The sequence below is a fragment of the Mariniflexile aquimaris genome (assembly GCF_042676825.1).
GTDB classification, from domain to species: Bacteria; Bacteroidota; Bacteroidia; order Flavobacteriales; family Flavobacteriaceae; genus Mariniflexile; species Mariniflexile aquimaris.
Genome location: NZ_JBHTIB010000012.1, coordinates 1,031,752 through 1,053,247, shown reverse-complemented (window position 1 = coordinate 1,053,247; position 21,496 = coordinate 1,031,752). Strand labels below are relative to the sequence as shown.

At 34.1% G+C, this 21,496-nt stretch carries 19 protein-coding genes and 1 tRNA gene; 5 read left to right on the top strand and 15 right to left on the bottom strand.

Annotation, left to right across the window (positions count from 1 at the left end; all coding sequences use genetic code 11):
- Positions 1-58: 58 nt before the first annotated feature.
- The 9 genes from ACFQ0I_RS12665 to ACFQ0I_RS12625 all read right to left on the bottom strand — a co-directional run bounded on the left by ACFQ0I_RS12665 (position 59) and on the right by ACFQ0I_RS12625 (position 10,054).
- Positions 59-1,045: a Gfo/Idh/MocA family protein gene (locus ACFQ0I_RS12665; protein WP_379942809.1), complete on the bottom strand. Its 987-nt coding sequence runs from the start codon at positions 1,043-1,045 to the stop codon at positions 59-61.
- Entirely contained in the window at positions 1,023-2,735 is a 1,713-nt protein-coding gene (locus ACFQ0I_RS12660; protein WP_379942807.1) for a sodium:solute symporter, read from the bottom strand. The genes ACFQ0I_RS12665 and ACFQ0I_RS12660 overlap by 23 nt, the downstream gene beginning before the upstream one ends.
- Before the next feature lie 114 nt (positions 2,736-2,849).
- Positions 2,850-5,375 (bottom strand): PIG-L family deacetylase, encoded by a 2,526-nt coding sequence (locus tag ACFQ0I_RS12655; RefSeq protein WP_379942806.1) that lies wholly within the window; start codon positions 5,373-5,375, stop codon positions 2,850-2,852.
- A gap of 126 nt (positions 5,376-5,501) precedes the next feature.
- On the bottom strand, positions 5,502-6,569 hold the full coding sequence (corA, locus tag ACFQ0I_RS12650) for a magnesium/cobalt transporter CorA (protein WP_379942804.1): 1,068 nt from the start codon (positions 6,567-6,569) through the stop codon (positions 5,502-5,504).
- 20 nt (positions 6,570-6,589) lie between these two features.
- Entirely contained in the window at positions 6,590-7,135 is a 546-nt protein-coding gene (locus tag ACFQ0I_RS12645; RefSeq protein ID WP_379942802.1) for a mechanosensitive ion channel domain-containing protein, read from the bottom strand.
- 75 nt (positions 7,136-7,210) lie between these two features.
- Entirely contained in the window at positions 7,211-7,804 is a 594-nt protein-coding gene (locus ACFQ0I_RS12640) for a Maf-like protein (protein WP_379942800.1), read from the bottom strand.
- Between the two features lies 1 nt (position 7,805).
- A complete protein-coding gene (locus ACFQ0I_RS12635) occupies positions 7,806-8,720 on the bottom strand; it encodes a geranylgeranylglycerol-phosphate geranylgeranyltransferase (protein WP_379942799.1) in 915 nt (304 codons plus the stop codon).
- Positions 8,721-8,775: 55 nt separating this feature from the next.
- Positions 8,776-9,306: a KdsC family phosphatase gene (locus ACFQ0I_RS12630; protein ID WP_379942797.1), complete on the bottom strand. Its 531-nt coding sequence runs from the start codon at positions 9,304-9,306 to the stop codon at positions 8,776-8,778.
- The gene (locus tag ACFQ0I_RS12625; RefSeq protein WP_379942796.1) at positions 9,287-10,054 is read right to left on the bottom strand and encodes a Rossmann-like and DUF2520 domain-containing protein; all 768 of its coding nucleotides are present in this window, start codon (positions 10,052-10,054) and stop codon (positions 9,287-9,289) included. Before ACFQ0I_RS12625 ends, ACFQ0I_RS12630 begins: the two co-directional genes overlap by 20 nt.
- A gap of 116 nt (positions 10,055-10,170) precedes the next feature.
- On the opposite strand from ACFQ0I_RS12625, the gene ACFQ0I_RS12620 reads away from it, so the two are divergent.
- The 3 genes from ACFQ0I_RS12620 to ACFQ0I_RS12610 all read left to right on the top strand — a co-directional run bounded on the left by ACFQ0I_RS12620 (position 10,171) and on the right by ACFQ0I_RS12610 (position 14,019).
- On the top strand, positions 10,171-10,560 hold the full coding sequence (locus ACFQ0I_RS12620) for a group III truncated hemoglobin (protein ID WP_379943047.1): 390 nt from the start codon (positions 10,171-10,173) through the stop codon (positions 10,558-10,560).
- Between the two features lie 106 nt (positions 10,561-10,666).
- Positions 10,667-13,852, top strand: a complete 3,186-nt coding sequence (ccsA, locus tag ACFQ0I_RS12615) for a cytochrome c biogenesis protein (RefSeq protein WP_379942794.1) — start codon at positions 10,667-10,669, stop codon at positions 13,850-13,852.
- Positions 13,853-13,860: 8 nt separating this feature from the next.
- Positions 13,861-14,019 (top strand): hypothetical protein, encoded by a 159-nt coding sequence (locus tag ACFQ0I_RS12610; RefSeq protein ID WP_379942792.1) that lies wholly within the window; start codon positions 13,861-13,863, stop codon positions 14,017-14,019.
- Between the two features lie 7 nt (positions 14,020-14,026).
- On the opposite strand, the gene ACFQ0I_RS12605 is transcribed toward ACFQ0I_RS12610, so the two are convergent.
- Complete coding sequence (locus tag ACFQ0I_RS12605) at positions 14,027-14,683, bottom strand: HAD family hydrolase (RefSeq protein WP_379942791.1); 657 nt, start codon at positions 14,681-14,683, stop codon at positions 14,027-14,029.
- 158 nt (positions 14,684-14,841) lie between these two features.
- A complete protein-coding gene (pckA, locus tag ACFQ0I_RS12600) occupies positions 14,842-16,473 on the bottom strand; it encodes a phosphoenolpyruvate carboxykinase (ATP) (protein WP_379942790.1) in 1,632 nt (543 codons plus the stop codon).
- Between the two features lie 334 nt (positions 16,474-16,807).
- Between pckA and bshB1 the strand changes: the two genes are divergently transcribed.
- Both bshB1 and ACFQ0I_RS12590 read left to right on the top strand, forming a co-directional pair.
- Positions 16,808-17,530, top strand: coding sequence for a bacillithiol biosynthesis deacetylase BshB1 (bshB1, locus tag ACFQ0I_RS12595; protein ID WP_379942788.1), 723 nt, complete (start codon positions 16,808-16,810; stop codon positions 17,528-17,530).
- A 114-nt stretch (positions 17,531-17,644) separates the two neighbouring features.
- Positions 17,645-17,720 (top strand) — tRNA-His (locus ACFQ0I_RS12590).
- Positions 17,721-17,841: 121 nt separating this feature from the next.
- On the opposite strand, the gene ACFQ0I_RS12585 is transcribed toward ACFQ0I_RS12590, so the two are convergent.
- The 4 genes from ACFQ0I_RS12585 to ACFQ0I_RS12570 form a co-directional block, all read right to left on the bottom strand.
- Positions 17,842-18,861 (bottom strand): M28 family metallopeptidase, encoded by a 1,020-nt coding sequence (locus ACFQ0I_RS12585; RefSeq protein ID WP_379942786.1) that lies wholly within the window; start codon positions 18,859-18,861, stop codon positions 17,842-17,844.
- A 60-nt stretch (positions 18,862-18,921) separates the two neighbouring features.
- Complete coding sequence (locus tag ACFQ0I_RS12580) at positions 18,922-19,974, bottom strand: M28 family peptidase (protein WP_379942784.1); 1,053 nt, start codon at positions 19,972-19,974, stop codon at positions 18,922-18,924.
- 130 nt (positions 19,975-20,104) lie between these two features.
- A complete protein-coding gene (locus ACFQ0I_RS12575) occupies positions 20,105-20,479 on the bottom strand; it encodes an FUSC family protein (protein WP_379942782.1) in 375 nt (124 codons plus the stop codon).
- A 10-nt stretch (positions 20,480-20,489) separates the two neighbouring features.
- Positions 20,490-21,260: a DUF3108 domain-containing protein gene (locus ACFQ0I_RS12570; RefSeq protein WP_379942780.1), complete on the bottom strand. Its 771-nt coding sequence runs from the start codon at positions 21,258-21,260 to the stop codon at positions 20,490-20,492.
- Positions 21,261-21,496: the final 236 nt, after the last annotated feature.

Genomic DNA, 21,496 nt, shown 5'->3' with positions numbered 1-21,496 from the left:
TTATTTACTTAATGTATCTCTAAAAGAACAAAATAAGGAGGAAAATCTATAGCGTGGTTTAATATTTTAAATCGATTAAACTTCTAACAGTATCAAGTGTTTTTATAAGTTGTTTACTAAAATCAAAAGTCATAATGTCGCTTTCTTTTTTTCCTTTTCTTAAAAGTTGATTAAAATGAATGGCTTCAAAATTGTACCCAATGGTATTGTATCCAAAATCTTTAATGTCTTCTTTCCCGTCAATAATTATTGACACGGTAGTTGGCATATGAAACATGGTGTTAATCTTAATGGTTGCTTTTTCGCAATAAAAAATGGCTTCGGTTGGCAAAACTTCTATAAGAGAACTTTTTAAATGTGCTTTTATATTATTGGCGTAATCAAATGTCATAGAACAAGTTGAATCAGTTCCATTTTCAAAAAAAGTGGCCGAAGCATCCATGTTTTTAGGTACACCAAGTGTTGAAAGCGCCGTGAAAATAGGGTAGATACCAATATCTAATAAACTACCTCCACCCATCGATTTATTAAAAAGTCTTGCATCCGTATTATAAGGACGCGCAAAACCAAAATTGCTTTCTATCTTTAGAATGTTTCCATAAGTTTTGTTTTCTAAAAGATTTAAAACGTATTGATAATGGGGTAGAAAGTAGGTCCAAAGGGCTTCCATAAGCAGTACATTTTTTTCTTGTGCTTTGGCTATCATTTCGTCTACTTCGGCTGCGTTCATAGCAAAAGGTTTTTCGCCTAAAACAGCAATGCCATTTTCTAAACACATCAATGCGTTTTCCTTGTGCAGTGCATGTGGGGTTGCAATGTAAACCGCATCAATATTCGGGTCGTTTGCAATGGCTTCGTAACTATTATATGCTTTAGTGGCTCCAAATTTTTTGGCAAATTCATCTGCCTTTTCCTGCGACCTGGAACCTACGGCATACAATTCGGCGTCTTCAATAGTTAATAAATCGGTTGCAAATTTGCTGGCAATAGATCCCAATCCGATAATGCCCCATTTAATTTTTTTAGGTTTTGAGTGTGTTTTCATTTTTTTTAATTAATTGAAATATGCAGGCCATTGAAATAACAATAAAGCAACCTACAAAGTTTAACCATAAAAATGGCAGATTAATTAGCTCGTATAAATCTAATAGATATAACCCAATAATAATAACTTGAGTGACTAAAGCCGCTATAAAAACAGCATTTCCTTTTACAAATTTGAAGAAAAAAGCTAATAGAAATATTCCTAAAACATTGCCATAAAAAATGGAGCCGATAATGTTTACTAATTGTATTAAATTTTCGGCAAGATTGGCAATACAAGCAACACCAATAGCGATGATGCCCCATCCAAACGTAAACCATTTAGAAGCTTTTACCATGTGAGCTTCTGTTTTTTCGGAAGTATTTCGTTTGTATAAATCTATTGTGGTAGTCGATCCTAAAGCGTTTAACTCGCTTGAAGTGCTGGACATTGCTGCACTTAAAATAACCGCTAATAATAATCCAATAAGTCCGCGTGGTAAATTCTTTAAGATAAAATGAATAAACACGTAGTCTTTATCGTTGCTTTCAACTTTTATACTTTGGTTTTTGGCAACTTTATCAATAATGTTTCTAGCTTCATTTCTAAGCGAATCACTACGCTTGTTTGCTGCCAAAATAGTAGAATCTGCATCGGTTTGTTCCGATTTTAAAAATGAATTAATAAGAATTTGTTTCTCTTCGAAAACGGCTTGTTGTTCTTGTTGTAAGGCTTTATAATCATTCGAATATTCAGAATTTAGAACGAGTTCGGTTGCTGTGGGATTAAAATTGATAGGTGCCTGATTAAATTGATAAAAGACAAATACCATGACACCAACTAGCAAAATAAAAAACTGCATGGGCACTTTTAACAAGCCGTTAAAAATGAGCCCCAATTGCATTTCTTTTACAGATTTTCCTGAAAGATAACGTTGCACTTGGCTTTGGTCTGTTCCAAAATAAGAAAGCATTAAAAACGTACCGCCAATAATGCCACTCCAAAACGTATAGCGATTGTTTAAATCGATTGAAAAATCTAGAATCTCCATTTTTCCGCCAGCACCCGCAATACTTAGGGCTTTACTAAAAGTAATGTCTTGCGGAAGCTTATCAACTATTAAAAAAAATGCCACCAGCATGCCAATAAATATTACCACCATTTGATGTTTTTGGGTCACGTTAACGGCTCGTGTGCCACCAGAAACGGTGTAAATAATCACTAAAAAACCAATTATAATATTAAGGGTTAATAGATCCCAACCTAGTACCACCGATAAAATAATAGCAGGTGCAAAAATGGTAATTCCTGCCGCTAAACCACGCTGAATTAAAAAAAGAATGGCTGTTAAGGTTCTGGTTTTTAAATCGAATCTATTTTCTAAAAATTCGTAAGCTGTATAAACTTGTAAACGATGATATAAAGGAATAAATACCATGCAAATAACCACCATTGCTATGGGTAAACCAAAATAAAATTGCACAAAGCCCATACCGTCGTTAAAGGCTTGCCCTGGTGTTGATAGAAAAGTAATGGCGCTTGCTTGGGTTGCCATAACCGATAAACCGATGGTCCACCATTTAGACGTATTACCTCCTTTTAGATAATCTTGAACATTTTTACTTCCTCTGGTTTGCCAAGTACCATAAATAACAATAGCCAATAACGTGGCACTCATTACAACCCAATCTACCCAGTTTAGTGCGTGCATATTAAAAGGCTTGCATGATTAAATAAAACACGATAAAATAGATGGCATTGGCAATTAAAACTATCGAGTAAAGTTTTAGCCATGGTTGTTTGGTTTGCTTTTCTTGACTCATATTTAATCGTTTAGTTTGGTGTTAGGTTTTAAATCTTCTTTTCCTAAAGATAACATATTGGCAAATAATCGGTAGGCTCCCGAAACGCCTTCAGGAAATTCTCTAAAAAAGCTTAAACCAGTGTATATATAATGGCCTTTTCCGTGTTTTGCAATAAGTAAACTGCCTTCTTTAGGCGATTCATTTTTATCGTTCATAGAAAAAATGGGCGTAAATTCTTTGGCCCAAGAATTAGGAAAATATAAACCGCGCTCTTGTGTCCAGCCTTCAAAATCTTTTTGAGTTATTTTGTTGGGGTAGTTTAAAACAGGATGGGTTGGGTTTATAAATTTAACTTCGGCATTTTCGTCGGTAACGCGATCGCTCGATAATTTTAAATCGTATGGTGCTATGTTGTCTGTTATCAACCCTCTGCTTGTATTGTATTGCACAATCATATTGCCGCCATTCGCCACAAAATCGAATAACACTTGCTGTTTAAATTCAAGATTTTCTACAGTATTATAGGCTCTAATACCTACAACAACAGCATCAAATCTGCTTAAAGTTTGGGCATTGAGTTCCTCTGGTTTTAAGGTTAAAACATTGTAACCAATTTGCTGCAAACTTTCGGGTACCACATCGCCAGCGCCAGCAATGTAGGCTATGTTATCGCCTTTCTTTTTAATATCTAAACGTACTATTTTGCTTTCGCTTGGAAGTAAAACCGTTTGCACGGGAATGTGAGTGTAATTTATTTCTATGAGCTCTTTGGTATAGGCATTATCGTTTACATGAACAATAGGACTTATAATGCCTTCGCTTTGATTTTTTGGAGGAATAATGGTGAATGTTACTGTTTGCGCTTCACCTTTGTTTGTGATAGATACTTTCTGTTTTTCGGGAAAGATATTCCAGTCTTTTGGGTGGCATACTTCAACATAACTTTCTAGGTTATCCCGACCTGCTTTTACTATTACCGTAATATCGCGTTGTTTGTCGTTTTCAAAAATGATGACTTTTTCAGAGATTTTTGCCGAGGCTTCCGGAATCACTTCAAAAGGTTGATAAAGCTCGCCTTTATCAGGTTTCGAATATCTGTAAATTACATCCTTTTCAAAAGTAATTGGTACATTATTGATTTTTAAATTGAATTTGATTTTAATATTTCTGGGTGTTTCAGGCAGTCCAATTAATGCAGTATCTTCCACTTCATACATGCCTAAACTGCCTTTTTTATTTAACCAATATGGTGATGTGAAATTTTCTTTAGATGAAATAAAATAGTCAATATCAAATTTTTCTGAAGCGTTATTTTTAAGTTCTATATTTTTTGAAATGAGTTTGCCGTCGCCTTGTGTAATACTTTCTAAAAGGATGCTTTGATTGCTTCGGTTAATGGCTTCAATATTTATAGTAGCTTGCTGATTTAACGTTACCGAAGATTGGTTTGCCGAAGCTTCTAAATACAAGCCAGCGCACATTTCAATAATCGCTTTGAGTTCTTTTGTTTTTTGATTTTTCCAATGGGTGTCTTCAATAGTTTGAAGTAATTTGTACGCGTCAAGTAATTGATTAAGGTGCGAAGCAGGGTTTTTAAAATTGAAATTAGTTTCCACTTTATATAAAATATCCCCAATAGCTTTTCCTCCTTTTATACGATTCCAAGACGTGTCAATTCCTTCGAAAATGTTGTTGCTATCTTTTAGTGCATTGCCTTTTAAAAACTCTAAATATTCGTTTTGTGTTCCGCGTTGAGATAAACGCCCGAAGCCTTGACTTAAATGTTGACTACTTGCAACAGCGGCTATTTCGTTGTTAGATAATCCTTTAAGCGGGTAGTAGGTGCCAATATCAAATCGTATTCTGTTATCCTTGTTAGCATCATCAAATTCTTTTTGGTTGCGGTAAAACCACGAACTGGTGTTGTAAAACAATCGTTTTGGTTGCCATGTACTGGTCTGATTTAGTAATTCGGGGAAGGCATTTTTATCGCCTGCCAAATCGAAAGCTTCAACGCTTAAAATCGCAGAACTTGTGTGGTGACCATGCGTGGTTCCTGGTGTTCTGTGGTCGAACCGGTTGATAATAATGTCTGGCTTAATTTTTCGAATGGCTAAAACTACATCGCTTAAAACCTCGTTTTTGTTCCAAATCGTTAAAGTTTCGTCTGGGTGTTTAGAAAAGCCAAAATCGTTGGCGCGTGTAAAAAATTGTTCACCACCATCAATCCTTCGCGCTGCTAGCAATTCTTGAGTTCGTATAACCCCTAATAATTCTCTTATTTCCGGACCAATAAGGTCTTGTCCGCCATCACCGCGGGTTAACGATAAATAAGCTGTTCTTGCCTTAATATTGTTAGCCATATAGGCGATTAATCGGGTGTTTTCATCATCGGGATGCGCCGCAAGATATAATACCGTACCTAAAAAATTTAGTTTTTGAACGGATTCAAAAATCTGAGTAGAACTTGGTGTTATTGGTTTTTGAGCCGTTAGAAAAGAGAAAGAAAAAAGCGTTAGTACTAATGAAAGTATTATTTTTTGCATAGAGTTAGGGTTAGCTAAAAACCAAATATAACAAAGTAAAATAGGGAAGACGCTGCTTTTAATGTTTATTTAACGTTAAATTGTCTCTTGATTGTTATGGTTAATAACGATTACTTATTAACTAGTTTAAAGCCACTTTTTACGTTTAAAGTAATGGAGCATTCCAAGAAAAAGAACAATCATTACACCCCATAAAATAAAATAAGAATGCTTATAATGCAATTCTGGGATATAATCGAAATTCATACCATAAATACCAGCAATAAATGTAAGTGGAATAAAGATAGAAGCCATAATGGTTAGTACTTTCATCACTTCGTTCATTTTATTACTAATGGAGGTCATGTACATATCCATTAAACTCCAAATCATTTCCCGATATATATCCAGATTTTCAGAAACCTGAATTAAGTGGTCGTAAATATCGCGGTAAAAGGCTTTTGTTTTGGGTTGAATAAGTTCGCTTTCGTGTTTTTCAATGCGGTTAATAACTTCGCGAAGCGGAAAAATGGCACGACGCATTCTAAGAATTTCTCTTTTTAAGTCTTGAATGTCTTTATTGATAGATTTTTCGACGTTGCCTGAGAAAATATCGGTTTCAAAAACTTCAATTTTATCACCTATAGTTTCAATAATTGTAAAGTAATGATCTACTACGGCATCCATTAAAATATAGAGAAGATAGTCTGATTTCATGGTGCGAACCCTTCCTTTTCCGTGGCGGATGCGTTCTCTAACGGTATCAAAAACATCGCCTTCAGACTCTTGAAAAGTTAGCACATAGTTTGTGCCTAGTATAAAACTAACCTGCTCTGAGACTATATTATCATCTTTATCATTGTAAAGCATTTTAAGTACAACGAATAGGTAATCTTCGTGCTCATCTATTTTTGGTCGTTGCGAAATACTTACAATGTCTTCTAAAACTAAGGGGTGTAAATTGAAATGTTTCCCTAATTTTTCAATTTCGGTAACATGGTTTAAGCCATTTAAATTAATCCATGTAATGGAGTTGGATAGATTTATTTGAAATATTTCTTCTACATTATTGAGTTCTTTTTCTATACATCGTTCAACGTTGTAATCAAAAGCTTCAATAAATAGTTTTTTAGAAGATTTATGCCCCGTATAAATCATACTTCCCGGAGCTTTTCCTACTTTTTTATGATGCCTTTTGGTTTTAATCTTCCCCATTTTATAAATATATGGAATTTTTAAATGGCATCAATATCAGAATCAAAATCATCTTCAATGGCATCTTTTTCAATTAAAGTAACCGCTTTTTGAAGCATTAAATTGTTAGGATAGGTTACAAGATTTCCGTTATCTATTCTTAGGTGTAATTGAAATGCCCTAATATCCTCAATAACTGCGGTAATTGGGAAATCTTTATCATGTATTTCTATTTTATCGCCCACCTTGTAAGGGAAATTAAAAAACATAATGATGCCCGAAGTAACGTTGCTTAAAATGGACCAAATGGCGAATAAACCAACCCCTAATACGGCAAAAACCGATGAGAAAATAAAAGCAATTTTTTCTAGGTTGGTGCCAAAAACAAACGATTCAATAAGAAAAGCAATAACCACTAAAGTTACAGTAACGTAACGTCTTATCAATCGGATTCTTGCTTCATTAATCCCACTTTTTCGTGCAATCTTTGTTATTGCAAAATTAGTGCTGTAACGTACAATGAGTAAAAAAAGGAGAACAAATCCGGTTATAATTAATTCACTTTGAAATTTTTCTATAAAATGCATTTGTTGTTCTGTTAAGATTGATAGGTAGACAAATATACGTTAGAAAATAAAACCGTGATTAGGATTTTCTGGTTTTTACAATTCATTAACAATATCATTCAATGTTTTATAAACGATGTGTGTTGGTAATCCCATAACGTTAAAATACGAACCTTCTATTTTGGTAACTCCTATTTCTCCAATCCATTCTTGAATGCCATACGCACCGGCTTTATCAAATGGTTTACAGGTTTTTATGTAGTAAAGAATTTCTTCGTCTGTTAAGTTTTTAAAACTCACTTTAGTAACAGCGTTTAATGTTTTTTCGAAAGTTTTGGTTGTAAAACACACAGAAGTTATCACGTCATGAGTTGCGTTACTTAGCGATTTTAAAATGTTGAAGGCTTCTTCTTCATGCTTTGGTTTTCCTAAAGCTTGATTATTGTGCCATACAATGGTATCGCTTGTAATTAAAATGTCGTTATCCTTTAACTCATTTTTAAAGGGTAATGCCTTTAACTGCGCTAAATAATCACTTATTTCAAAATGTTTTAATCGCGGCGGAAAGTCTTCGGTAACGGGTTTTAAACGTATTTCAAAATCAAGACCCAGCGATTTGAAAAACGCTTGTCTTCTGGGTGAACCAGATGCCAGAATAATGTGATGATTTTTAAGTTTTTCGTTTAACATTTTATAGTAAAATAAACTTGTATAAAAGTAAAGAAAGCATTCCAGATAGCATGATTAGTTTGTAAAGACTACTTATATGATGAAACTCTTTTTTGGTTGTGGCATTAAATGTTTTAATACTTGTATAAAGTAACGGACCAATAATGAGCATTAAAAAATAAAGTACCGCGAACTGATTTTTATAAAGTGAATTCACAACATAATACCCAACTACCAATATAGGAATAAATGACAGTGCAAACAATATTTTGGCAGCGCGTTCTCGTCCAACTACAATGGGTAATGTATTCATGCCCACCTTGTAATCGCCGTCAATGTCTTCAATGTCTTTTGTAATTTCTCGAAGTAAATTAATGATGAACGCAAAAGTAGCGTAATCGAAAATTATTTTAAAAAAGGTTAATTGCGTTTGTCTATTTAAATTGGTAATCTCTGGAAGCAATTCGAAAATTCCAACCACAATTAAACTAAGAGCAACTAAAAAAGAAATGGTTATGTTGCCTATTAAAAGCATTTGTTTTAAATAACTTGCATAAATATAAAGTAAAGCCGAAACAATTACGAATATGGAAAAGAAGGCACTTTTGCCCACATAGTTGGACAAATAAAACCCAACTCCAACACCTATAACATTAAAAATGATAAATAAATTGTAAGCAGTTTTTTCTGAAACAGTTTTCCCGACAATAAGCTTGCTTGGTTTATTTATAAAATCTGTTTCAACATCATAAATGTCGTTTATAATATTTCCGGCAGCAGCAATACTGGTAGTCGCAAAAATTAACAGTAAAATACCTAAAGTGTTTAAACTTGTATGAACCCCGAACGGTTCTAAAAGCGCGTATTTTATTAATAATTGCACTAAAGCAATCATAAGTAAATTTTTCCAGCGGATTAGGTTTAAAATACTGCGCATTTAGTGAACGGTTATTAATGACATGTTTCGTGATAACGATGCTAGATATACCCAATTAATCATATTTGGCATCAAAACTACCCAGCCATTTTCCTTGAACTTTCAATACTTGCTCAATAATATCTCTTGCAGCGCCTTTGCCGCCTTTTTTGTGCGATATGTATTTTGAAATTGCTTTAATTTCTGGTACGGCATCTTGCGGACAGCAAGGTAAACCAACTAATTTCATTACCAGCATATCGGGTATGTCATCGCCCATATAAAGCGCATTTTCTTTTTTAATGTTGTATTTATTTAAAAACTCTTCTAAATGCTTAATCTTATCGTGGGTTCCCAGATAAATATCTTTTATACCTAAAGCTTCTAATCTTGATTTAACACCTTCATTCGATCCTCCCGAAATAATACAAATATTAAATTTTTGGTCTATAGCCGTTTTTAGTGCATAGCCATCTTTAATGTTCATGGTTCTTAAAAGTTCGCCCGTAGTGGTTACCAAAACAGAGCCATCGGTTAATACACCATCGATGTCAAAAATAAACGTGGTAATCTGATTTAAAATTTCTTTATAGCTTTTTTCTTCCATGGGTGCGTTGTATCGAACTGGTTAATAAATTGTAAATGTCTTTATGGTGTGGGTCTTTTAGAAGTTTTAAATGCTTCCTTAAGGTTTTTTTATCGTTGCGTTTTGCAGGTCCTGTCTGTGCCATGTAAGGCGATAAATCCTGAACTTTTTTTGCAGTTTCTAAAATTAGTGGTTTTAACACATCAAATTCGGCGCCTTCACTTTCGGTTATTTCATGGGCAATGCGGTAAAGCTGATTGGTAAAATTATTAACAAAAACCGCAGCTAAATGCAATACTTTGCGTTGGTCGCTGTTCACTTTTTTAGTCGGACTGCCAATGGCAATGGCTAAATTTTTTAAAACGTGATAATCGTCGCTTTTTAGTGCTTCAATACAAACGGGAACATCGGCAAAATTGATGTCTGCAGATTTGCTAAACGATTGCAACGGGTAAAAAACACCACGTTTGTGTTTCTTATCAATATCGTACAAACTTACACTGCCAGAAGTATGAGCCACCAATCTGTTTTCAAAAGGAAGTAACGATGAAAGTGGTTTTATGGCATCATCACTTACTGCTAAAATGTATAAATCGGCTTCTTTAAGTTGCGATAAATCATCTGTAATTTCAACCGAAGTTTTATAACTTTTTAACGCGTTTAAATTCCGATTATACCATTGAATAACGACCGCTTGATTTGTGTTACTAAAAGCCTTAAATAAATGTGTGGCGACATTGCCAGCACCAAGAATTACTACTGAAACCATGCAGCAAAAATACATAAGTTATGTTAAAAGTTATGCGTATAAAGTTAAAAGTTAACAACTCTTTTTAAAGAATAAAGACATTAAGATTATTTATAAATTTAGCCGTAATTTTGATGATGATGAAAACAGACATTCAAACAAGAGCAGATATTTTTTTATTGGTGACCTCCTTTTATAAAAAGGTGAGAAACGACCATGTTTTAGGGCCTTTTTTTAATGAAACCATAAAAGACTGGGATGCGCATCTGGAAAACTTAACCTCGTTTTGGGAGTCGAGTTTATTTTTGAAAAGTAAGTATTTAGGTAATCCGCTCGAGGTTCACATTGAGGTAGATAAAGCACATGATAGCGCCATTACACAAGAGCATTTTGGATTATGGCTAAATTTATGGTTTGAAACCATTGATGAACTTTTTGTAGGCGATTATGCTAACAATGCCAAACAGCGCGCTAGAAAAATGAGTACGTTTTTGTATCTCAATATATTTCAGGCTCGGAATAAATAAAATCATAATAATAATTCTTTTTTCACTTCTATTTATATGACCTTTATCATTTCTGAATGAAATAAATCCCATAAATTTGCATGACCTCAAAAAAAGAGAACTCATTATGCAAAATAAACTCGCCAAAATTCTTTTTTCAACTCGACTTACTGGTATCTTATTTATTGTATTTGCTGCAGCAATGGCAACAGGTACTTTTTTAGATGCAGGACAGGATACATCTCCAACACCTTATACCCGAAATTTAATTTATAATGCCTGGTGGTTTGAAGCTATCATGCTGCTATTTGTGGTAAATTTTGTAGGGAATATTTTCAGATTTAAATTACATAAAAAAGAGAAATGGGTTACTTTGGTTTTGCATTTGTCATTCATTTTTATCTTGCTTGGGGCATTTGTTACCCGTTATGTAAGTTATGAAGGTATGATTGCCATTCGCGAAGGCGCTACCGAAAACAGATTTTTATCTCAAAAAACATATATCACGGCATACATTGATGGCGATTATTTAATAGATGGTGTACCACAGCGTTTACCTTTAGAGCGTGAAGTTGATTTTTCTGCGCGTTTAAATAACCGTTTTAAAATAAAAACGAAATACAATCAGCAGCCTGTTACTATAGAATTAGAAAAATTTATTGAAGGTGCAGAAGAAGCAATTATTCCGGATGAAAACGGAAGTGCGTATTTAAAAATTGTTGAAGCCGGAGGTGATGGGAGGCATACACACTATTTGAAAGATGGCGAAATTAAAAGTTTTCATGGTACTTTAATATCTCTTAATAATCCTACCAATGGCGCCATAAATATTATGCATAAAGACAATGCGTTTACCATACAATCGCCGTTTGAAGGTGAGTACATGACCATGGCTACAATGGCAGAAGGTAAATTGGTTAAAGATAGTATACAGCCATTAATATTACGCTCTCGTTATATCATTGGGAATATGCAAATGGTATTTCCAGAACCACTGGTAAAAGGAGAATTTGGTATCGTTCAAAAAGAAGAAGTTACACCACAAGATGATGCTGGCGTAGTCCTGAGAGTGACTACCAATGGTGAATCTAAAAGCATCGGTTTTTTAGGTGGTAAAGGATTGAACAATGCCTTTAAGCAAATAAAAGTTGGTGGATTAGATTTTGCTTTTAAGTATGGTTCTAAAGTTATAGAATTACCATTCGCAATTAAGCTTAATGATTTCGAAGCAGAGCGTTACCCAGGTACAGAAAAGGGCTATTCGTCGTTCTCGAGTCAGGTTACCGTTATAGATGAAAAGGCAGAGAGTTTTGATTATAAAATTTATATGAATAACATTTTAGATTATGGTGGCTATCGCTTTTTTCAATCAAGTTTCGATCCCGACGAAAAAGGAACAGTGCTTTCTGTAAATCACGATTATTGGGGGACTTTGTTAACATACATCGGTTATTTTTTACTTTATTTTGGTTTAATGGCCATTTTATTTACTAAAAATTCAAGGTTTGGCGATTTAAAGAAACAGTTAAATAAAGTGAAAGCAAAAAAAGCAAAATTGTTAGCGGTTTTATTGTTGGGTTTTGCAATGCATTCGTTTTCTCAAACGCATTCTGAAAATGACGGCCATAATCATAATAAGCCAACAAAAACACAGATTGATTCTGTTTTAGCAGCAAATATGCCATCTAAAGAGCATGCCGATTTGTTTGGGCGTTTAGTAATACAAGATTTAAGCGGACGAATGATGCCTGTAAATACCTATGCGTCTGAAATGCTTCGTAAACTGAGTAAGCGTGATCATTATGAAGGTTATGATGCCAATCAGGTATTTTTATCTATTCAGGAAAGTCCAACGTTATGGTATAACGTGCCCATTATTTACTTAGCATTAAAAAAGGCCGATTCTTTAAGACATATTATAGGGGTTGCTGAAAGTGAAAAATACGTATCGCTGGCCGATTTTTTTACCGAGCGCGGCGAATATAAATTGTCACCGTATTTAGATGATGCCTATAAAGCTTTAGCGCCTAACGGATTTCAGAAGGAATTTAAAGAAGCCGATCAACGGGTTAATCTTTTATACAATACCGTTGAAGGGATGTCTTTAAAAATATTTCCTATTCCAAATGATAAAAACAACAAATGGATTTCGGCTTACGATTACCAATATGGAACGGTTAAAGTTGAAGATTCCTTATACGGAAACTTCATTAAGAACGGATTCAAAATGTATTTATATACTTTAAATAATGCCAAACAAACGGGTAATTATTCCGAAGCAGAAAAACTTTTAGAAGCGTTCAAAAAAACACAGCATGATATTGGTGCTGCAGTGATGCTTACCGATAAGAAAATTAATGCCGAAGTTTTATACAACAAATACGATATTTTTAAAAAGTTATTTAGCTGGTATTTATATGCTGGTAGTTTGTTGTTTGTGTTATTGATTGTTCAAATATTTAAAGAGAAAAATAAAGCGATTAATATTTCGGTAACGGTTTTTAAAGTCATCATTTTAGGATTGTTTATAGTGCATACTTTAGGGTTGATAACCCGATGGTATATTTCGGGTCATGCGCCTTGGAGTGATGCTTACGAATCGATGATTTATGTGGCTTGGTCTGTGATGTTTTTCGGATTAGCTTTTGGAAGAAAAAGTGATTTAACCGTAGCTTCTACCGCATTTGTAACCGCCATGTTGCTCATGATTGCGCATTGGAATTGGATGGATCCAGCAATTGCAAATCTGCAACCTGTATTGAATAGTTATTGGTTAATGATTCATGTGGCAGTTATTGTGGCAAGTTATGGGCCATTTGCTTTAGGAATGATTCTAGGCATTGTGGCATTATTGCTTATGATTTTCACTACGAAAAACAATAAAGCAAAAATGGATGTTAATATTAAAGAACTTACCATAATAAACGAAATGGCCTTAACCGTAGGCTTAGTAATGTTAACCATTGGTAACTTTTTAGGCGGAATGTGGGCCAACGAAAGTTGGGGACGTTACTGGGGTTGGGATCCAAAAGAAACATGGGCGCTAATAAGCATCATGGTTTACGCATTTGTTATACATATGCGATTAATTCCTGGACTTCGTGGTCGTTGGTTTTTTAGTTTGATGTCTATTGTGGCGTTTGCAAGTATAATTTTCACCTATTTTGGTGTTAATTTCTACCTTTCAGGGTTACATTCGTATCAGTCTGGTCAGCAAATAGCGAGTTTTAATGCGATTGCAATTGCTTTTGGACTAATTGCATTACTTGCATTTTTTGCATACCGAGGTTATGCGAAGCATTATAAAAAGTAAGTGTTGTAATGGCAAAAACTGGGCGCGATAAAAACACAAAAAACAAAGCGAAGCACTCTAAGTTAATGCTTCAAAAAAAGAACAAGAAAAAGGCCGAAGAACAGCTCAGAAAAGAAAGATTAAAAGCCATTATTCAAAAGGCAAAAAAAGAAAATGAGGATAATTAGTTATTGCTTAAATTAAATTTTTAATGTTGGCATAACTAATTTCTTCAAACTTTTTTATCACTAAATCTGCTTTACTATAATCTTGGTTTTTAGAGTGGAAGCTATCAAACCCAACGCAAAATACGCCTGCACCTTTAGCAGCTGCAATACCACTTGTAGAATCCTCTATAACTATACATTCTTGTGTGTTATAACCTGTTTCTTTAACCGCATTCATAAAAATTTCAGGATGGGGTTTCGATTGTTTTAAATCGGCACCACTTAATTTTGCTTTAAAATATGGATTTAAATCAAACTTATTAAAAATGCGTTCAATGCTCGACATGGTGGCAGATGACGCTAAAACAAGCGTAAGTCCGTTATTATGATACTCTTGTATGATGTCTAAAACGCCATCAATTAAATCGAAATTAGTATCATTATTAAAAATATAATCAAAATGTTTTCGTTTTAACGACACTAAGTATTCGGGTGTTTCTTCCAAATTATACAATTCACAAATTTGCTTGCAAACGTTTATGGTCGATTTTCCTGTAAAAGATTCGTATAAGGGCGTAGAAACCTTAATATTTACATCTTTAAACATATTATGATAGGCTGCGTGGTGTAATGGTTCGCTTTCAATTATCACACCATCCATGTCAAAAATTACAGCTTTTAGCATTTTTATTTTTTTTTGCGAAGATATTAGAATGCTAAGGAATACCCTATAAAAATTTTAAATAAGTGCCTTTTTTGAGAAAGCTTGGTGACAAATACCATTCTATATTTAAACAAAAAAGGAGCTCGTTAAGAACTCCTTTTGCTATTAAAAAGAACGTATTAAAAGTGTTCGTGTAAATGATGATGTTCATCAATTAGCGGACCGCCTTCAATTATTTGTTCAGAAGCTTGACTCGCAAATTTCTCAAAGTTTAAGTGGAATGAATGTGCCAATTGAATCGCTTTCCCAACATAGGCACCTTTTTGTAACCAAGTGTTCATTGGATCCAACATTTCGGTAGGTACTCCCGGGCAGTATTTAGGCATGAACAAGCCAAAAATAAAGTTTTGTTCGTAGTCTACTTTGTCTAAATCACCATTAAGTATGGCAGAAATCATGGTTCGAGTATATTTTAATTTAATGCGAGATCCAACACCATAGGGTCCTGCGCTCCATCCGGTATTTATTAACCATACATTTACACCAGCATCACGCATCTTTGTACTTAACATTTCACCATAAACTGTTGGGTGTAATGGCATAAATGGGGCTCCAAAACAGGCAGAGAACGATGGTACTGGTTCGGTAACACCGGCTTCTGTACCAGCAACTTTCGCCGTATAGCCAGAAATAAAGTGGTAAGCCGCTTGACCCGGAGTTAATTTAGATACTGGTGGCAATACACCAAAGGCATCACAGGTTAAGAAAAATATGTTTTTAGGGTTGTTAGCGAGCAGCGTTTCTTGAAAATTATCAATGTGGTAAATAGGATAGCTAACACGTGTGTTTTGTGTTATTTTGCCGCTCATATAATCGACTTCGCCATCTTCTTGAAAAACGACGTTTTCTAATAAAGCACCTGGTCTTATGGCTCTATAAATGTCTGGTTCTTTTTCTTCGGTTAAATCAATCACCTTCGCATAACAACCGCCTTCAAAGTTAAAAATGGTATTATCGGCAGTCCACCCATGTTCGTCGTCGCCAATTAATTTTCTTTCAGGGTCTGCCGAAAGCGTTGTTTTTCCAGTACCCGATAAACCAAAGAAAATAGCAGTATCGCCATTTTTACCTACGTTGGCAGAACAATGCATTGGAAGCACATTCTTTTCTATTGGAAGTACTAAGTTTAATGCAGAGAAAATACCTTTTTTAATTTCACCAGTATAGGCAGAACCGCCTACCAGAGCGATTTTTTTAGTAAAATTGATGATTGAAAAATTGCCCTGACGAATGCCAAAAGCTTCTGGGTCTGGGCATTCATATCCAGGAGCGCAAAGTACCAACCACTCTTCTTCAAAGTTTTCTAATTCTTTTTCACTTGGTCTTAAAAACATATTGAAAACAAACATGCTGGACCATGGTAACTCAGTAACTGTTCTAATATTTGTTCTATATTCTGGAGCAGCACAAACGTAACCATCTCGTATGTAAATTTCTTTCCCTGAAAGATATTTTAAAACTTCATTATGAAGTTTATCAAAATTTTCAGGTGAAACGGGTTTGTTTATTTTACCCCACCAAACTTTATCTTTTGTGTAATCATCCTGTACTATAAAACGGTCTTGAGGCGAGCGTCCTGTAAATTTCCCAGTATTTACAGCAAGCGTGCCATTTGGTGTTTCTCTCCCCATGTTTTTCTCAATAGTAATTTTTTGAAGTTCTCGAGGAGGTAAATTCCAATTTGCCGTTACATTTTTTAAGCCGTATTTTTCTAAGTTCGTATGTGTAGAAATGGTTAGTGCTTCTTTCATGTTGATTGATTTTTAATACTCTTATTAATAAATTATTTCGAAAAGGTCTTACAACGACCTGTATTTTTATTTATAAGTTATATTTTTACAGCACACCTTTGGTTGGGAAGTTATGTGTTGGTTTTTCTGATAATGACATAAATTTACAATGTATTATTACCAATAATCATGATTATTATCATGAAGTAACTTTGGAAGATATTTTTATAAAAAAATGAATTTTTAACGCATTTTAGTGTTAAATTGGTGACAAGAACTTTGTGGGATTACCGACTTTTTATTTATTGATGGGTTGATTTGAGAATTAATTAATTGAAGCAAAAAAAATTATAACATGAAGCTAGATATTTTAGCAATTGGAGCGCATCCAGACGACGTGGAATTAGGCTGTGGTGCTACCTTAGCCAAAGAAGTTTCTAACGGCAAAAAAGTAGGTATTATCGATTTAACGAGAGGCGAATTAGGTACCAGAGGAACTGCAGAAACTAGAGAAGTTGAATCTGCTATGGCTGCCAGTATTTTAGGAGTTGCCGTTCGAGAGAATATGGAATTTGCAGATGGTTTTTTTGTGAATGATAAATTCCATCAACTGGAGCTCATTAAAATGATTCGTAAATACAGGCCAGAAATTGTTATATGCAATGCTATTGAAGACCGGCATATCGATCATGCTAAGGGCAGTAAATTAGTCAGCGATGCTTGTTTTTTAAGTGGTTTATTAAAAATTGATACAAAGGATGTAAATACCGATAGTTGGCAAGACTCATGGCGGCCAAAGCAGCTGTACCATTACATACAGTGGAATAACTTAAAACCAGATGTTGTGGTAGATGTATCAGATTTCATGGAATTAAAGATGAAATCGGTGTTGGCCTATAAAACACAGTTTTACGATGCAAGCAGCGAAGAACCAGAAACTCCAATATCTAGCAAAAACTTTACAGACAGTATTACCTATAGAGCTAGAGATTTAGGGCGATTAGTAGGGGTAGAGTACGCCGAAGGGTTTACGGTAGACCGATATATTGCCGTTGATAGTTTGTTTAATATGAAATAGTTAACTTACGGTTTTAATTTATTTTCAATTCATTTAAAAAATATTAAAAAAAGTCTTTGTAGAAAAGCTTGAAATCATTTACATTTGCACTCGCATTTAGAATGTGCGCTACATGGTGGTTGTAGCTCAGTTGGTTAGAGCATTGGTTTGTGGTACCAAGGGTCGCCGGTTCGAGCCCGGTCTTCCACCCAAAAATAAAGCTTCTCAGAAATGAGAGGCTTTTTTTGTGGTTACACTTTGCCTTTATTTTTGCACCATAAAAAAACCCTTTGGTTTCCCAAAAGGCTATTTTATTTTAATCGATAAAAACCTTATTTTTTATCTACTTTAATACGGTCTTCTCTGTTAGCTAATTCCCAGGCGGTGTGAAATATTAAACGCGAACGGGTTTCTAAAAGGTCGTATTCAATTTTATCTGGCGTATCCGTTGGTCTATGGTAATCGGCGTGTGTGCCATTAAAATAAAAGATTACCGGGATATTGTTTTTTGCAAAGTTATAATGATCGGAACGGTAGTAAAAACGATTTGGATCGTTGTCGTCATTATAAGTATAATCAAATTCCATGTTAAAGTACTTCTTGTTGATTGCTTCAGAAATATCATGAAGTTCGCTGCTTAATTTATCAGAACCTATTAAATATAAATAATTACGCTTGTTTTCATGCTTTTTATCAACGCGACCAATCATGTCTATATTCAAATCGGCTACCGTATTTTCTAATGGAAATGTAGGGTCAACTTCGGTGTAATACCGTGAACCATAAAGACCTATTTCTTCTCCAGTAACATGTAAAAATAAGATGCTGCGCTTTGGTCCGAATCCTTTGTCAGCAGCAGCTTTAAAAGCTTTAGCAATTTCAATAAGGGCAACGGTACCCGAACCATCATCATCGGCACCATTGTTAATATCACCATTTTTAGATATGCCAATATGATCTAAATGCGCAGATATTACAATGACTTCATCTGGTTTATCAGCTCCTTTTATATAAGCCAAAACATTTTCAGAATCGCCATTTGCTTGATTGTTGAAAAAGTTAGCTGGAATTTCTTGAAAATAATCATCTTTAGCTATGGGCGACGGAATGCCTAATGCCATATAACGCTCTTTAATAAATTCGACTGCTTTTTTTTGTCCAGGTTCGCCCGTTTGTCTGCCTTCAAACTCATCTGAAGCATAAATATAAAGCGCTTCTTTTAAATCTTTTGCGCTTATGGTAGTCGCAAATTCAACTGGATTGCCTAAATTTTTATATGTTTTTTTACTTTGTGAAGAAGTGCATCCTACCATTAAAAAGTAGAAGCAAAAGTACAGTACGATTTTTTTCATTTACTTTAATATTATTATTCTGCTATATTACAAAATTGGAGATTTTTATCTGCATTTTAACTAATTTAAAATGTCATTTTTTTTATCTATTTCTAATCTGTGTTCCTGATTGGCTATTTGCCACGCCGTAGCAAAAATAAGTTTGGTACGTTTTTCTAATAAATTGTAATTAATCTTGTCTGGTGTATCTGTTGGTTGGTGGTAATCTTCATGTTCGCCATTAAAATAAAAAATAACTGGTATGTCTTTGCTAGCAAAATTATAATGGTCTGATCTCGTATAATATCTGTTTTTTTCTTGTTCGGTGTTATAACGATAATCTAAATCGATTTTAAAAAATGAATTGTTTATTTTTTCTGAGATAAAATGGAGTTCCTTGCTTAATTTGTCTGAGCCTATTAAATAGATGTAATTATCGTTGTTTTTATGAAGATTGTCAACTCTGCCAATCATGTCTATATTCAGATCTACCAGTGTATTTTTTAAAGGAAAAACGGGGTGCGATGCATAATATTCCGAGCCGCGTTTACCTATTTCTTCAGCTGTAAAATGTAAAAAGACGATACTTCGTTTTGGCCCATGACCATCTTTCTTGGCCTGGTTAAAAGCTTGTGCCATTTCCATGAGTGCTACGGTTCCAGAACCATCATCGTCTGCACCATAATAAATAGCGCCATTATTGCTAATTCCTAAATGATCCATATGAGCCGAAATGATAACAATCTCCTCTGGGTTGGTAGAACCTTCAATAAATGCGAGTAAATTTTCGGATGTGCTGTAGTTTTTTGATAAAAATTCAGCTGGAACCTGTTGAGAATAATTTGAAGTTCCAAATGGTGATGGAATGCCTTCTTTTTGGTAGTATGCCTTTATAAATTGAGCAGCCTTTTTTTCGCCCGCCTCACCAGCTTTTCTTCCTTCAAACTCCTTTGAAGCGAACTGAAATAAGAGAATACTCAATTCTCTTGCGGTAATGGTATTTGCATAGGTCATGATGTTACTACTATCGGCAATTTTTATACTATCCTTCAGGTTTTGAATTTTGGCAGTATATTTTGGTGATGCGCAAGTGCCAACCAAGGCAATTATTGAGAGTATGAAAAAGGATTTCATTTAAGATTATAATAGCTATTCAAAAGTAATTTACAATAAATGCTATTAAAAAACGAATAAAAACTCGTTATTCAGAAAATTTGTAAGCTACTTTTGGTAAATATATAAAAAAATACGAAATCGCTTACTTTTACATTAGCGAATCTAATTCTTCAGTATTAATTTCTTCAAATTCAGCATCGTTTATGTCCAGACCTTCAAGTTCTTGAATGGCATCTTCTTCAAACTGTATTTCTTTGGCATCAATCACATCTGTATTTGCCACTTTAGTCACCGTAAAAAAAGCTTTATACGCACTAAGCGATAGGGCTACGGCGGTTAATAAAAATGTAAATTGAATAATTTTTTTGGGTTGTCCGTTTTTCTTAGACAACATATAGGCAATAACGCCCGATATGATTGCAACAATGGCGGGGAATATGGCAAAATTAGAAATTGGTAGTACAGCAATTAAAATCGCTAATGCAGAAGTTATAATGGCTAAAATTGTAAATACTTTTTTCATCGTAATAAATTTAATTTTTTAGACCAGAAGCAGATTTTATTTTTAATTCCCCATTGCCTACAGGAATCTTGAATTTTCCGTAAACCGGAATTTTATTTTCATCGGCGGTAAGATATAGGTAATTGCTGTTTTTACCCTGTAGCACGTTTTCGCTACTTCCAATAGCTAATTTATAGCAAGACTTGGTACCTATGGCGGTGCTAATAGTTTCTTTTCCTAAATAGGTTATTAAGCCTTTAATTTCTTCTCTATCGAATAATATAGTAAAGGTTTTTTTAGTGCCAACAGGCATGCTTTTAAAATCTAACAGGCGCATATAGTAAATGGTAGAAACAATATCTTTTGTTCCGGGATTAATTTTTAAATCTTTATGCTCTATATTGTTGTTTTTTCTTTTCTGGATAGATTTAACATTGTTAGTACTCGGACTAAAGGTGTACTTCATGTTTTTATAATAACTACCTTCATTAACATCCCTATTATATAAATAAGGTGTCAGTGTTTTTGGGTTTACATAACTTTCATAGAGATCTCTAATTTTAAAAAAATTATCCCACTTACTATAAGTTACCGCAGTACATTTTAGTTTTAATAAAGTTGATTTGGAGGTTTTAACTTCACTGGTTTCCATATTAACCTGAGCAAGGTCTGTAAGGATTCCGGACATGTTATATGAGGCAGTAAATATGAGTTTTTCACCTGCTGCCACAGCGTTGTTTTGCGCATTTACGTTGCAAGTAAGCGTAATTAATAAAATAAAAATAATAGGTAGGCGCATCATTTTAGTATGTATTATAAGTTAAATAGTATTATTAAAAATTTACGCGGCGAAAGTACGACGCTTTATGAAATTATGCTAATATTATTTTCTTATTGGATTGCTAATCTGGTAGCTAACTGATATTTATCATAGTTTTTTCTTTGTTCTTAATTTATATTTAATTCCGTGCAATTTTTATTAGATAATTAAAATGAATTCAAATTTTAGTTTGTAATGAAATTATTGATGTGTTGTAA